We start from the raw sequence: 15499 nt of genomic DNA, 5'->3' as shown, positions 1-15499 counted from the left end.
GCTACTCCTGCAAGGTTTCCAAAACCTTGTAGGTATTATGTTTATGTTTCTATACCTACAAGGTTTTGGAAACCTTCCAGGAAAGACAACCTATTTCTTCACACTATCAATTATCCCTTTCAAAAAACCATTAAAATCAAAACTTTTATCACCTTCTCTCACTCCCATTCTCACAATAACCATATCCAGAGATGGAATAATCGCCACCATTTGTCCTTGATATCCACTGCAATAAAACATATCGCGAGGAACATCCGAGAATTTTCCTCCCGCGTTTAACCAAAATTGTGCTCCATATTTTCCTTCAGAAGTATTAGTTGGTGTTGCCGTATATTTTACCCAGCTTTCATCTAAAATTTGTTCTCCGTTCCAGTTTCCTTTATGCAGATATAACAATCCAAATTTTGACCAATCTCTTGGTGTTGCCCATCCGTAAGATGAACCTACGAAAGTTCCCGACATATCTTGTTCGACAATCATAGAATTCATTCCAATTTTGTCGATTACAGCGCTGTACCAAAAATCTAGATATTCTTGCTGCGTTTTAAATTGGCTTCTTAAAATTCGGGATAATAAATTGGTTGTTCCAGACGAATAATTCCAATGCGTGTTTGGCTTAAATTTCGCTGGTTTGTCCATTTGCACTTTTCCCATATCTTCAGATTGGAAAAGCATTTGAGTTGCGTCGCAGATTGTGCTGTAGTTTTCTTCCCATTCTAAACCAGAATTCATATGAAGCAAATCGTTAACCGTAATATTTTTACGTTCATCATTTTGCCATTCTTTAATTTGCGCTGGTTTATAAATATCTATTTTTCCTTGTTTGTCCAAAACTCCAAAAGCAGAACTTGTGATACTTTTTGTCATCGACCAGCCTAAAATTTTACTGTCTTTGTTAAAACCTGTATCGTATTTTTCAGCAATTAATTTGTCTTTGTATAAAACGACAACGGCGCGGGTTCTTTTTGTTCTTCCTCCATTTTTATCAAAAGCATTTTCAACAGCACTTTTTAATTTTGAGTAATCGACATTTGCGAAAGCAGAATCTTTTGGTTCATTATTTCCATAAGGAAAAGGAAGATTGTTTACCAATTTTGTTCTCTTTGGAAGCAAATATGGTTTTGAAACATCAAAATCATCATTTATCAAAACTGCTCCTAAACCTTCACGATAAATTGCTTTTCTTTCCTTTAAACCATAAACATTTGAAATGGCAAATTTTCCAGCATCATCAATTGAATTTTTAGCCAAATCAACCAAATCGATATCATTGTCTGTTTTTTGAATTAAATCCAGCGAACGGTTATCAATAAAATGCCCCGATGCTACACTTTTGGCTGAAAACCCGGAAATTAAATCCAGTTTTGGATAAGTTGTAAACCCGAAATACAAAAAAGCGAGAACCACTACAAGCAAAAGTACTTTAAGAAATTTTTTCATGATGATATCAGTATTTTTATTGCAATATAAATAATTTATGTTCATGATTTTAGAACTCAAATTATAAATCTGATTAGGATAATTCAGAAAACTGAATTGATTTTTACGGAATCAGCATTTACGCCTTGTAACAATGACACCATAAAAGGAAATTATAGAATTGCTGTATAAACAAATTTAGTTTTAGTACTTTTGTAAATAGATTTTTTCTAAATAAGACATGCTAGATATTCAAAAAATAAGAGCTGATTTTCCGATACTTTCACAAACTGTAAACGGAAAACCCTTAGTTTATTTCGACAACGGAGCTACTTCGCAAAAACCACAAATTGTGATCGATGCAGAAGTAAAATATTATCAGGAAATTAATGCCAATATTCACCGCGGCGTTCACACTTTAAGCCAGTTAGCTACTGACGCTTACGAGATTTCTCGTGGCAAGGTAAAAGATCATATCAATGCAAAACATGCTCACGAAGTTCTTTTTACTTCGGGAACTACACACGGAATCAACTTAGTTACAAATGGTTTTGCTTCTATTTTAAAACCAGGTGACGAAGTACTTGTTTCTTCATTAGAGCATCACAGTAATATTGTGCCGTGGCAGATGTTATGCGAAAGAACGGGAGCAACTTTAAAAGTTATTCCGATTAATCAAAATGGAGAATTAATTCTTGAAGATTTTGATGCACTTCTTTCAGAAAAAACAAAAGTGGTTACGGTTAATCATATTTCAAACGCACTCGGAATTATTAATCCGATAAAATATATCATTGATAAAGCACACGCTGTTGGCGCTGCAGTTTTAATTGACGGCGCGCAGGCAGTTCCGCATTTAAAACCAGATGTTCAGGAATTAGATTGTGATTTTTATGCTTTTTCGGGACATAAAATGTGTGGTCCAACCGGAACCGGAATTTTGTACGGAAAAGAAGAATGGCTGAACAAACTTCCTCCTTATCAAGGTGGTGGTGAAATGATTAAAGAAGTTACTTTCGAAAAAACAACTTACGCAGATCTTCCACATAAATTTGAAGCCGGAACACCAAATATTGCCGGCGGAATTGTTTTAGGAACTGCAATTGATTATTTAAACAGTGTTGGTTTTGAAAATATCCACGAATATGAAACTGAACTTTTAGATTATGCTACAAAACGTTTATCTGAAATTGAAGGTTTAAGAATCTACGGAACAGGAAAAAATAAAGCTTCTGTAATCTCGTTTAATATTGATGGAATTCATCCATACGATATTGGTTCTATTATCGATAAATTAGGAATTGCAGTTAGAACCGGACATCATTGTGCACAGCCAATTATGAATTTCTTTTGCATTCCGGGAACGATTCGTGCTTCTTTTTCATTCTATAATACAAAAGAAGAAATTGACCAAATGGTCGACGCCGTTAAAAAGGCACAAACAATGCTAAGCTAACATCTATTTTTATGAGAATACTATCTTTATTGCTTTTAACGGTTTTTATTGCTACCGGCTGCTGCAGTCAAAAAAAGACAAACATGGCTACAACTCAAATTGAATATTCTGCAATGTCAAGAGGGTATTTCAAAAAGATTGTGGTTCAAAACCAGACTGTTTATGTTATAAACGGCAGAGATCAACAGCCGATTGAAACTAAAATTGACGATGCGAAATGGAATAAAATTGTTGCTGAATTTTCAAAAGTAGATTTAAACAAACTTTCGGCATTAAAAGCACCAACTGAAAAACGTTTTTATGACGGTGCTGCGATTGGAAATTTAAAAATAACTCAAGATCAAAAAACATACGAAACTGCAGGTTTCGACAATGGTTTTCCTCCAAAGGAAATTGAAAAACTGGTAAATTTACTGGTTGATTTTGCTAAAGAATAATTATGACTATTAAAGAGATACAAAACGAAATAATAGACGAATTTTCAATGTTCGACGACTGGATGCAGCGTTATGAATACATTATCGAACTGGGAAAAAGTCTTCCGTTAATTAAAGAAGAATACAAAACCGACGAGAATTTAATCAAAGGCTGTCAGTCAAAAGTCTGGCTTCAAGGCGAACAAAATGATGATAAAATTGTTTTCACCGCAGATAGTGACGCTATTTTGACTAAAGGAATAATTGCAATTTTAATTCGCGCTTTCTCTAATCAAAAAGCAGAAGACATTATAAATGCTGACACTGAATTTATAGACGAAATTGGATTAAAAGAACATTTATCAGCAACTCGTGCAAACGGTTTGGTTTCGATGATAAAAAACATCAAAATGTACGCTTTGGCTTTTGATGCAAAAAATAAAAATTAAATTTCTTTCTGCCACGAATTTCACGAATTAACACTAATTTTTAAATTCGGGAAATTTGTGAAATTCGTGGCGAAAAAACAAATAACAAAATGGAACAAGAAATAGACACAAACGAATTAGGAGAATCAATCGTAAAAGTTTTAAAAGGAATTTACGACCCTGAGATTCCTGTTGATATTTATGAGTTAGGATTAATTTACGACGTAATGGTAAACACAGATTACGAAGTAAAAATCCTGATGACATTGACATCTCCAAACTGCCCGGTTGCAGAAAGTTTACCAAGAGAAGTAGAAGAAAAAGTAAAAACAATCGAACACATTAAAGATGTTGAAGTAGAGATTACTTTTGATCCGCCTTGGAGTAAAGATTTAATGAGCGAAGAAGCAAAATTAGAATTAGGAATGCTTTAAAGAGTTTTCAGTTTTCAGTCGCAGTTTTCAGTATTCAACTGTGGCTAAAACAATTGAAAACATATACAGTTTACAGTCTCAGTCCCAGTTTTTAACTGTGACTGAAAACTGCGACTGAAAACTATAAAGAAATGGAAGAAATTATCAATAAAGTTGCCAATAGCGCTTTAGAAGTTTTTGATTTAGAGGATTATTATCCAAAAGGAATGCGTGTACAAATTGACATTTCGCAATGGCTTTTGGAAGGATTTTTATTGAAAGAAAAAGACTTTAGAGAGCATCTTAAAAATCATGATTGGTCACAATACCAAGATCAATATGTCGCTGTACATTGCGCTACAGACGCTATAATTCCTGCTTGGGCATTAATTTTGGTTAGTGTGCATTTGGCACCTTTTGCTAAAAAAGTAGTAAACGGAACCATCGAGGATTTGGATTCAAGCTTATATGAAGAAATCTTAAGCAAAATAGATTATTCGGCATACAAAAATAAGCCGGTTATTGTAAAAGGGTGTTCAAAGAAACCAGTTCCTATGCGTGCTTATATTTTAGCTACAACTTATTTACAGCCTTTTGCCCGCAGTATTATGTATGGCGAAGCTTGTTCTGCTGTGCCTTTATACAAAGAATCTAAGAAATAACCTTCATTTTAAAGTAATATTCCCTTAACCTTCGGTTGTATTTTAGTATATTTGTTAATATACACTTAAACTAAACAACTATGAGAAAGCTGACGTTATTACTATTTATCTTAGCGAACTTTACTTTTGTTCAGGCCCAAAATTCAGAAAAAGAATTAATTCAGAATACCGAAAAAGCAGTTAAAAAAATAAACGATACAATTGAAGACGAAGGATGGAAAGCAAAAGGAACAGTGTCTCTTTTATTAAACCAATCTAGTTTTAACAATTGGATCGCAGGTGGTGAAGATAGTTTCTCTGGGACTTTAGGAATAAACTATGACTTCAATTATAAAAAAGACGATGTAACCTGGGACAACAAAATACTAGCTTCTTACGGTCTTTTGCAAACTAAAAATACTGATTTCGGAAAAAAGACTGATGACCGTTTAGAGTTTAATTCAATTGTTGGTAAAAAGGCTTTTGGTGAATGGTATTACTCTTTCTTTTTAAACTTTAGAACTCAATTTACAACCGGTTATATTTACGGTCAGGATGCCAACGGAAAAGAAATTAGAACCGAGCAGACTAAATTTATGTCGCCTGGGTATCTTACTACTGGACCTGGTATTTACTGGTCTAAAGATGAAAATTTGAAAATAAACTTTGCTCCTCTAACTTCAAAATTCACTTTTGTCGACAACGCTTATACTAGTGGAATTGATAGATTTACTGGTCTGCCTTATGTAGATGGCGATTATTTTGGAGTTGACGAAGGCAAAACCATGCGTTACGAGTTAGGTTTTTATGCTTCTGTTTATTACAAATTAGCTATTATGACTAACGTTACTGCAGAAAACACGCTGAATTTGTATTCTAATTATCTGGAAGATCCTCAAAACGTAGATATCAATTATTCTTTAAATATCATAATGAAGGTTAATAAATTCTTATCGGCAAATTTAGCCTTCCAGGCTATTTATGACGATAATGCTTTTCAAGGTCTTCAAACCAGAGAAGTATTTGGTTTAGGGGTTAATTTTGGATTTTAATCTATAAAAAATTTTACCGCAAAGAGCGCAAAGTTTTTTGTATAAGTTTAGTTTTATAATTACAAAGTTCGCAAAGCTAAATCAACATATAGCTTTGCGAACTTTTGTTTTCTGAAGATACTTTTTATATAATCTTAGCGCTCTTTGCGATAAATTTATTTAGTCCTGTTCCTCTTCCTTTTCAACTGCGTCCTTATAATCAGGATATAAAAACTTATTATATGGAAATCTTGTTATATGAATCTGACGAACAGCTTCATAAACAGTTTCTCTAAATTCTTCAAAATTTTCTTTTTGAGTTGCCGAAATAAACAAAGCGTTATCTTCTCCTACATTACTCATCCAGGTTTGTTTCCATTCCTCAAGAGTCCAATGTTTTCTGGTTCTTTCGGTGATCAAATCATCTTCGTCAATCGTTAGATGTTTGTAAGCGTCGATTTTATTGAAAACCATAATGGTTGGTTTATCATTGCTCTTAATTTCCTGCAAGGTCTGATTTACAGATTCTATATGATCTTCAAAATCAGGATGCGAAATATCGACAACATGCAAAAGTAAATCGGCTTCGCGAACCTCATCAAGTGTACTCTTGAAAGAATCTACTAATTGTGTTGGCAGTTTTCGAATAAAACCAACCGTGTCTGAAAGTAAAAACGGAAGGTTTTTAATCACCACTTTTCGAACTGTTGTATCTAAAGTTGCGAATAATTTATTCTCAACAAAAACATCACTTTTTCCAATAGCATTCATCAAAGTCGACTTTCCAACGTTTGTATACCCAACAAGCGCCACACGAACCATTGCACCGCGATTGCTTCTTTGAATACTCATTTGTTTGTCGATTGTCTTGATTTTATCTTTCAATAACGAAATTCGGTCACGTACAATACGTCTGTCTGTTTCGATCTCTGTTTCACCGGGACCACGCATACCAATTCCCCCTTTTTGACGTTCAAGGTGTGTCCATAAACCAGAAAGTCTTGGCAGTAAATAAATACACTGCGCTAATTCTACCTGTGTTCTTGCATACGAAGTTTCAGCTCTTTGCGCAAAAATATCCAGAATCAAATTGGTTCTGTCAAGGATTTTACAATCTATAATTCGGGAAATATTTTTTTGTTGTGATGGTGATAATTCATCATCAAAAATTAAAGTCGATATTCCGTTTTCTTTTACAAAAAGATTGATTTCATCTATTTTTCCCGTACCCACAAAAGTCTTGGGATTCGGACGTTCCATTTTTTGCGAAAAGCGTTTAATAACTTCACCACCTGCGGTAAAAGTTAAAAACTCTAATTCGTCTAAATATTCATTAAGTTTTTCCTCACTTTGATTTTGAGTTATGATACCAACAATGGCTGTTTTTTCAAAATTTATAACTTCTTTCTCTAACATATCTTAAAATAAGCTACAAATTTAATCATTTGTATACTACTACAATTATAGAATTACGTTTTTAAATATTATTTAAAATGATAAACCATCTAAAAATCATGTTTTACAAAAGTATTTCTTTAATAAAACTTGATTTTTAAATGGCTTAAAAGGATTCAAAAACTTTTTATTCGTAGATAAAAGTTTTCTCTGTTTTTACAATTCCATTCTCTTCAATTTGAGAGCATGAAATTGGAAAATTTAATTTGTTGTATTTGTATTTTCGGCTTACCGCAACTAAAGCTGTAGACGAAGGGCTAAAGTTCATTTCGTTATTGTATGAAATTGACTCAAACGTAAATTCATCTTCATGATATGAAATCATTGGTACAATTACTTTATAATTATCTCCAAAAAGGTTTTGAACGATTAACTGATCTACCGATTTCTTATCATCATAAGTATACGTTTTAGAGATTTTATCTCCCACTAATCCTTTATGTTTTGATACGTTATCGTTTACATACACATATTCAATTTTTCCGATAATTGCCTTGTTTCTATCACGTGATGTACGTCTAACGATAGTACCGTTTTCAATGATATATTCGATATCTTCAACTAAATTTTGGTGATTTGTACTTTTTTTAGTCGTTACTTTTACTCTTGCACCTTCATAAACAAACGATACAACTTTCGTAATATAATCAGGTCCTTCCTGATATTTTTTTACAAATTTTGTAATGTTGTTATCAGCATCATAAGTGTAATTGATAACTTCTTTCCAGTCGCTTCCCACTTTATCTTTAACAGACATATCCAATAAGCCCTTTTTGTTGTAAAAAAAGTTCTGAATAACGTCTGAAGTTGTAATAGTTTGAAGTTTACCTTCTTTAAAGACCATTGTTTTATTTACAATTTCACCGTCTTTAGAATTTTGGTAATTTGTTTTTACAATATTGATCTGCTTCAATCTAACGTTTTCCTGACTCTGCATCAAGAATGGAAACACCATCATCAGGATGGCAATAAAGTAGGTTTTCATTTTGTTTTTGTATTGATTTGGGATGACCAAAATACAAAATTCTGCCAAAATTTGGCAATTTAAAATTTAAAAAAACAGAAAATCAATTTTAGAAAATTACAAATCAACAACTTACACAAATACAATTCTTATCTCTCACCAAAAATCTTCACATCATCGACCATAAATGCGCCATTTAATGTTTTATCTTTTCCTGAACCTACATATCTAAAGGCAATATTTATATTTCCGGTATAGGCAGATAAATCTATTCCGCCAGAACTCATGAATTCACGGGAAGGATTTGACAATGTGGGAACTTTCGCTTCTAATTTTGTCCATTTTGCCTTAGTTACACTTGAGCCGTCAAAGTTTGTGGAGACATAAACTTCTAATGTATTTAATGGCGAATCGACTTTTAAATCATGCTGTGCGCTTCTAAAAGAAAGAACCGCATTTTTATAACCTGTCAAATTAATTTTGGGAGAAACCAGCCAGGCAATATTTTCGGCCGCTGTTGTACTTGTGGTATTAAATTCTGCATAACCATTTCCTGCATACACCATGCTTTTCCATAATTTTGTTGCTTTTTCTACAATGTTACTCCAGCCTGGAAGTGCAAAATTGACATTGTTTTTAACCGATTGAAAATCCTCTGCAAAAAATGGAACGCTTCTTTTTCCGTTCATAACCACATCTTCTTCTGAACGAACCATTAATTGATAATCTGTACCAAACTTGGTTAAAATTCCTCTAACTTTCCCGCTTTCTTCCGGCACAAAATGATCTGCAAATTTTGCATAACTACTTGTTCTAAAAATAATTTGATTTCCGGTTTTATCACGCAGGTTCCAGTTTGTTGATCCTCCAATATTATTCGATTCTTCAAAATAATGACGTCCCAATGCAGCTTCTGTAAATTCAACATCATTAAGTTCAATCAATGTATTTAATTTACTATCTGATAATGCCTGCTCTATAGAAAGTGATTCAACCAGCTCATTTTCATCAATAATAGTACACGAAGCATTTAAAACATTTTTATATTCATTTTGAGAAATCCTGCCAATTGTTGGATCCCCGGCGTTGTTGACATATAAACTGCCAATCCGTAATCCTCCATAATACAAATCTGTAAATTGATTTTTAAGTTTTACATATACTTTATTCCCAAGTCGATAATCAATGTAAGTGTTTGACGCATCAATTGGGATACTAAAACCTATTGCAGGAATTTTTTCAGTCGCTTTTGTCTGGAGTGAAATTGTTTTAAAAAAATTTCCGCCTTCGTCACTCGAAACAACATAAGCTTCTATAATATCATCATATAGATATTGCTTAGCCGTATTACTTGAAAGTTCATAAACTTTTTCGACCGTTTTGTTTACCTTAAAATCAGGTTGAGTACACTGTAATTTTGGGTTTGCTATTTCTGTACTGCAGCTGCAAATAAATAATAATGATGAAGCTAAAAATGTATTTAAAATTATATTTTTCATGATAAATAGATTTCGATTTATAAACCGATTGTGAGATTTAAAAAATAAGTTCTTCCGTAACCGTAATAATATTTTGGACCAAATGATGGTGTTCCGCTGGATACATCTTGATTCAGTGCTCTAAAATTTGCATTTCTGGCCTGTTCAAAACCACCCGTTTTATATACTAAACCTAATGCATTATTAACGCTGGCAAAAAGTCCGATATACTTTTTATGAACTCGCCAGGATTTTCCTCCATTGATATTTAATAAGGTTATGGGATCAAATTTTTCTTGTTGTAATAATTGATTTCCTCTTTCAGATGTTGCTTCGGGAAAAGGAAATCCATTTGCCGGATTAATATAAAATTGTGAGGTTCTTGAAATGGGTGAAACATCAATGTAGTTATCGATTAAATAATTTATATTAGCTCCAATCCACCAATATTTAGGATCTCGATATTCCAGACCTAATGAAAGTGCGTTTTGAGGAGTTCCAGCCTGTTTGTAATTTTTAAGATACGCTTTCCCAAAATCAAAAGTAGTCTGCGCTCCGTCTTTTGCTGCGTTTGCATCGTTTGTAATCGATACATTTGGATTGCTGTTGTAAATATAATTTCCGTAAGCAGCTGATAAAGTTGTTTTAAAAGTCGAGGAAATCTGATATTCAAAACTGAGCTCTGCTCCTGTATTTTTCTTATCCAGCTGAGTTAAAGTCTGACTCACAAAAGCATCTGTTGGGTCATAACCGGCTCCGTTATCAAAGATTCCTTCGGCATAGAAAAAAGAAGTTTTTGATGTGTTTTTTATTAGCGTATAAAAAGCTGTTAAACGTAATTTGAGTTTTGGGGAACGATAAACATAATTAGCTTCGGCACTTGTAATGTTTTCACTTTCAATCCCGTCAACTATAGAATTATTTAATCTTGAATTTGAAAATGTATTTCGAAGTGAAGGCGCTCTGGTCAAGTGCGCGCCATTAAAAAACAACCATTGTTTTCCTGAAATTTTATAAGTAAAGCCTCCTTTAAAACCAAAATTTTCGAAATTTACTTTATCGCTTTTTCCTAAAGAAGTGGTTGGGTAAAGTCCGTTTTGGTACAATCCTTCTCTTTGATAATCAGAAACGGAATAGGATTGTGCCAAATAAAATTCGGTTTTATTGTATGAGAATTTAAACTGTGCAAAAGCATTAATCGTATTGGCTAAAAAATTATAGTTGTATCCATAAATATCTCCTTTTACAACTTGTCTGTTTGGATTTTGCAAGTCCGATTGCGAAAGATCGCCTTTGTAAAAAGGGTCAATATCTTCAAAATATTTCCCACCTAGAAGATCTAGTAAATATTGAAAATTATGCGATTTTAAATTCTGATAAGTAATTCCTCCATCAAAAGAAATATTTGGAGTTAACTGCGTATTTAAGTTTGAATTGACTGCAAAAGTTTTGTCGTCAGTTCTGTCTTCATATAAAACATAATGGCTTTTTGCAGGTTCATAACCATTTTCGCCTGGCTTTTGATTTGCAGAATACAGGGCATTCCAATCAATTTGTGAATTTGCCAGAAAGGTGAGTCTGCTTTTTTCGGCATTTTCATAATCCGGCGTAAATGCTCCCGAAAATTCACCTTTGTCTTTTGCATAAAGCGAACTGAAATAACTTGGCATTTTTCTATAATAAACCGGATCTGGACTGTCGCCATTTTGATAATCAATATTGCTGTTTCCAACTTTCCCAAATTGATACATTACACTCGAATTCAGGTTTGTTTTTTCATCAATTTTAAAATAATGATTCAGCATGAATAGCGGTTCTTCAACATTTTTTACTCTTGCATTTCGCTTTTTGTTATTCTGAAATCCCCAATACGAATTGTATTTTTCACCCATTAAACTGGTTACTTCATTAGTATTTGGAGAATTTTTTCCGCGGGAATTGGGTGTGTAAAATCCGGTGAAATTGAGTGAATGTTTATTATTGAATTTCTTCTCAACGCTAATAAAAAAAGAATCGGCATTGAAATTTGTTCCTTCAAAATAACCTTCATCTGCCCATCTTTTTCCTGCAGAAACTACATAAGCCCAGCCGTCAATATCCATTCCTGAAGCATAAGTTCCAATCCCACGCAAACTGTAGGTTGTGTTACTCCCGGAAAAGGTTAACTGTGCTCCTTTTCGATATAAAGAAGCCCGTGTAAAAATTTGCTGTGTTCCTAAAACACCGCCAAAAGTATAATTTGAAGCAGCCGTTCCAACCGAAAATTCCTGATTACGAAGCACATTATTTAGTCCACCCCAATTGTTCCATTGCGGTCTGCCGTCGTATATTTTATTCATGGTCATTCCGTTGAGCATCATGGTTCCGTTTTCGCTGTCTAAACCACGAACCCTGAATCGGGCTTGACCCCAATTAAATGCGGATGCCTGCATAAAAGCATCTTTAGAAGATTGTAAAAGTCCCGAAGTCATTTCGGATGAACTATTATCATCAGACAAATCACTTTCTAATAATGTGATTAGTGCAGCCGGAACTTCATCAGAATAAATATCTTCTAATTGCAATACTCCGAGATATATAATCTGACCAAAATTAGAATGAATTTTGAGTAGTAAATCTTTGCAGTCCTGACTGTGAATTAAAAGAAGCTGTTCTCCTTCTATAGGAGAACTCAATTCAAATTTGCCTCTTTTAGAAGTAAGTTTTGTTATAGAAGAATTTTGAATACTTACTACAACATTCTCCAGAGGATTTTGCGTTTTGGCATCGACAACAATTCCTCTAAAAACTGTTTCCTGTGCAAAGGCAAAACTAAAAGACAATAAAACAAAAAAGAGCGCGTATTTTTTTACCATTAAAATTCCAATTTACTTTGAAAATTGTTTTCGGATATTAATCCTATTCAAAAGATAAATTGGTTTTTGGAAAGAGTCTTGCTTGTAAGACAAACAAACTCTGGGATCAAATGTAGATATAAAAACAATTAAAAAGAAATAAATTCTTACAAAAATAATTTATTTCATAAAGAAGTTAAAAAAACACGGCGCAATCACCCTAATCCATTAAATCTGTGGGCAATAAAAATTAAGTGGTTGTTCTAATTTTAGAAACCATAAAGGCAATTAAAACACCAAAAACTCCAATAAAGGCAAAAGAAAACTCTAATCCGAAGTTTTGAGCGATATGACCAATTACCGGAGGTCCCATTAAAAAGCCTAAAAAGCTTACGCTCGAAACTATTGTTAAAGCTTCTCCCGGCGGAACTGTTGGATTTTTTCCAGCCATACTATAAACGGTTGGAACAATAGTAGCAACTCCTAAACCAACTGCCATAAAAGCAATGGTACACGGAACAATATAGGGAAGGAAAACTGCTGTAAAAAGTCCGGCAGAAATCATAACGCCGCTTATCTGCATGACACGCTCGCGGCCAAATTTATTGATTAATCCGTCACCTAAAAATCTTCCGCCGGCCATCATAATCATAAAAGAAGTATATCCTAAAATTACTAATGGCCCCGGTGCTTTTACTACATCTTTAAAATAAACTCCGCTCCAGTCAAACATTACACCTTCGCTCGCCATGCTGCAAAAACCAATTACACCAAGCCAAATTAAGGCGCTGTCTGGTTTTACAAAGATTTTTCTTTTCTCTGTATTATGTTTGATTTTTTCTTTGGCACGAATTAAAAATTTAAAATTAAAAGCTACCATTAATAACACAATCCCGCCAACAATCAGGAAATGATTTAATGGCGTTAAGTTTAAAGCCAGCATTCCTAAACCAACCAATGCACCTGTAAATCCGGCGAAACTCCACATTCCGTGAAAAGAAGACATGATTGTTTTTTTGAAAAGTACTTCGGTATAAACGCCTTGTGTATTTACGGCTATGTTAGCTAAATTTCCGAATAAGCCAAATAAAAATAATCCAATTGATAACTGTAAACCAGTTGTAGCTAAACCTAAATTGGCCAGACACAAAACATACATTATTAGGGAGAAAACTAAAATGCGATGACTCCCGAATTTGGTGACCATTTTTCCTGAAAAAGGCATAATAATTAATTGTCCCATTGGCAGGGAGAAAAGTATAGAACCTAAATCGCCTTCGGTTAAATGAAGGGCTGTTTTGATATCCGGAATTCGACTCGCCCAGGTTGCAAAACTTAATCCCATTCCGAAATAAAACATTCCAACGGCAAAACGAATTCTGTTTAAATAAGACGCTTTTGCTTCTCTAAAAACTTTCTTGATTTTCCCTTTAGTCTGAAAAAGTTGTAATGGATTAAAATTTATCAAAATGTATGCGTTTTGGGATTATATTATAAATGTACAAAAAACCTTTGTATTTACTTAAAGGTACAAATTGTTGAATTATTTACAACGTTATTGTTTATAAATAGCAGGGTTTTGCCCACAGATTTCTACGAATTTGCCCACGGATTTTACGGATTAAACGGGTTTACACAGATGTTATTTTATTTTCACGCATAAAAAAGACGCACTGCTGTGCGTCTCTACGATATACATTATGTTTTATTTATTACACTCTTAAAAAATTATACCAGCGTAAACCCGTTTAATCCGTAAAAATCCGTGAGCCATTTTCACTACAAATTAATTACAGTACGTTGCGCACTGCTGGCAATTGCGGCTTCGATAATCTGCATTACTTTTACGCCGTCTTGGGCTGTAACTGGTTCTGCAACATTGTTTGTTATAGAATTGAAAACTCCGTCAAAAAAGGAGAAATAATTTCCCTGAAGTGTCGGCACTTTTTCGCGGATTACTTTTCCGTCAATTTCTGTATGCAGAATTCCTTGTAAATCATCCGGTTCTTTTCCCCAAGATTCCAGGTTTGGTTTTTTACCAATTTTTAATTCGTCTTCCTGAATGTCTCCGCGATGTTTTAAGAAAGAGCCTTTTTTTCCATGAATCGTATACGCGGGATTTGCTTCTCTAACAAAGAAACCTGCTTTTAATCGTACTCTAAAATCATCATAAATCAATAATAAATCGAACCAGTCATCGACTAATGAGTTTTCTCTTGTGATTCTCACATCACCAAAAACCGATTTTGGCGAGCCGAATAAACAAATAGCCTGATCTATAATATGCGGACCTAAATCTTTTAAAACTCCGGCTCCGTCATTGGCAGTTTCTTTATGGGCTTTCGAACTTAATAACGGGTTGTATCTGTCGAAATGAAATTCGGCTTCTACTATATCACCCAGAACTCCTTCATTGATTATTTTTTGAATGGTTTTGAAATCGCTGTCCCATCTTCTGTTTTGAAAAACGGCTAATTTTAATCCTTTTTCGTGCGCGATTTTAGCTAATTCTTCTGCCTCGGCTACAGTTGTTGTGAAAGCTTTTTCTACCACAGCATGTTTTCCTGCTAAAAGTACTTTTTTAGCGTATTCATAATGCGTTCCTACTGGAGTGTTTACAATTACCAAGTCAACATCATCGGCTAATAAATCGTCGATTGAAGGATAACTTTTTACGTATGGATAATCTTCCTGAATTAGTTTTTTGCTTCTTTCCCCAGATCCTAATAATTCAAAACCCGGATGAATATCTAAAAAAGGCGCGTGAAAAACCTTTCCCGACATTCCGTATGATAATAGTGCTGTTTTTATTTTTTTCATTTTGTATTTAGTTTTTTGCCACAGATTAATGTGATTAAAAAGGATTTTTTGTTTGCCACGAATTTCTCTAATTTACACAAATCAGTGCGTATAGAAAAGCTTTAAAATTCGTGATAATTAGTGAAATTCGTGGCAACCAAAACT

At 33.7% G+C, this 15499-nt stretch carries 13 protein-coding genes; 6 read left to right on the top strand and 7 right to left on the bottom strand.

All coding sequences use genetic code 11. The features are described from left to right. Positions 1 to 90: 90 nt before the first annotated feature. Entirely contained in the window at positions 91 to 1440 is a 1350-nt protein-coding gene (locus NLJ00_RS06335; RefSeq protein ID WP_256636616.1) for a serine hydrolase domain-containing protein, read from the bottom strand. Positions 1441 to 1660: 220 nt separating this feature from the next. Between NLJ00_RS06335 and NLJ00_RS06330 the strand changes: the two genes are divergently transcribed. From NLJ00_RS06330 to NLJ00_RS06305, 6 genes are all read left to right on the top strand, one after another. Next, entirely contained in the window at positions 1661 to 2875 is a 1215-nt protein-coding gene (locus tag NLJ00_RS06330) for an aminotransferase class V-fold PLP-dependent enzyme (protein ID WP_256636615.1), read from the top strand. An 11-nt stretch (positions 2876 to 2886) separates the two neighbouring features. Next, positions 2887 to 3312 carry a protein kinase family protein gene (locus NLJ00_RS06325; protein WP_256636614.1) on the top strand — a complete coding sequence of 142 codons (426 nt, stop codon included), beginning with the start codon at positions 2887 to 2889 and terminating at the stop codon, positions 3310 to 3312. Positions 3313 to 3314: 2 nt separating this feature from the next. Then, positions 3315 to 3740: a SufE family protein gene (locus NLJ00_RS06320; protein WP_053472864.1), complete on the top strand. Its 426-nt coding sequence runs from the start codon at positions 3315 to 3317 to the stop codon at positions 3738 to 3740. Positions 3741 to 3829: 89 nt separating this feature from the next. Next, complete coding sequence (locus NLJ00_RS06315; protein WP_180857125.1) at positions 3830 to 4153, top strand: SUF system Fe-S cluster assembly protein; 324 nt, start codon at positions 3830 to 3832, stop codon at positions 4151 to 4153. Positions 4154 to 4284: 131 nt separating this feature from the next. Then, positions 4285 to 4794: a DUF2480 family protein gene (locus tag NLJ00_RS06310; protein WP_256636613.1), complete on the top strand. Its 510-nt coding sequence runs from the start codon at positions 4285 to 4287 to the stop codon at positions 4792 to 4794. An 80-nt stretch (positions 4795 to 4874) separates the two neighbouring features. Further along, positions 4875 to 5825, top strand: coding sequence for a DUF3078 domain-containing protein (locus tag NLJ00_RS06305; RefSeq protein ID WP_256636612.1), 951 nt, complete (start codon positions 4875 to 4877; stop codon positions 5823 to 5825). Positions 5826 to 5984: 159 nt separating this feature from the next. Here NLJ00_RS06305 and hflX read toward each other — a convergent pair whose 3' ends face one another. The 6 genes from hflX to NLJ00_RS06275 form a co-directional block, all read right to left on the bottom strand. Next, positions 5985 to 7220, bottom strand: coding sequence for a GTPase HflX (gene hflX, locus NLJ00_RS06300; RefSeq protein ID WP_256636611.1), 1236 nt, complete (start codon positions 7218 to 7220; stop codon positions 5985 to 5987). A 166-nt stretch (positions 7221 to 7386) separates the two neighbouring features. Continuing rightward, positions 7387 to 8244, bottom strand: a complete 858-nt coding sequence (locus tag NLJ00_RS06295; protein WP_256636610.1) for a hypothetical protein — start codon at positions 8242 to 8244, stop codon at positions 7387 to 7389. A gap of 128 nt (positions 8245 to 8372) precedes the next feature. Continuing rightward, entirely contained in the window at positions 8373 to 9722 is a 1350-nt protein-coding gene (locus NLJ00_RS06290) for a DUF5689 domain-containing protein (protein ID WP_256636609.1), read from the bottom strand. Between the two features lie 17 nt (positions 9723 to 9739). Further along, positions 9740 to 12556: a TonB-dependent receptor gene (locus NLJ00_RS06285; protein ID WP_256636608.1), complete on the bottom strand. Its 2817-nt coding sequence runs from the start codon at positions 12554 to 12556 to the stop codon at positions 9740 to 9742. 229 nt (positions 12557 to 12785) lie between these two features. Then, positions 12786 to 14003 carry an MFS transporter gene (locus tag NLJ00_RS06280; RefSeq protein WP_256636607.1) on the bottom strand — a complete coding sequence of 406 codons (1218 nt, stop codon included), beginning with the start codon at positions 14001 to 14003 and terminating at the stop codon, positions 12786 to 12788. A gap of 311 nt (positions 14004 to 14314) precedes the next feature. Beyond that, positions 14315 to 15355 carry a Gfo/Idh/MocA family oxidoreductase gene (locus tag NLJ00_RS06275; RefSeq protein ID WP_256636606.1) on the bottom strand — a complete coding sequence of 347 codons (1041 nt, stop codon included), beginning with the start codon at positions 15353 to 15355 and terminating at the stop codon, positions 14315 to 14317. Positions 15356 to 15499 lie beyond the last annotated feature (144 nt).

Origin of the sequence: Flavobacterium panici (assembly GCF_024499525.1) — a bacterium.
GTDB classification, from domain to species: domain Bacteria; phylum Bacteroidota; class Bacteroidia; order Flavobacteriales; family Flavobacteriaceae; genus Flavobacterium; species Flavobacterium panici.
This window is presented reverse-complemented; position numbering and strand designations above follow the sequence as displayed.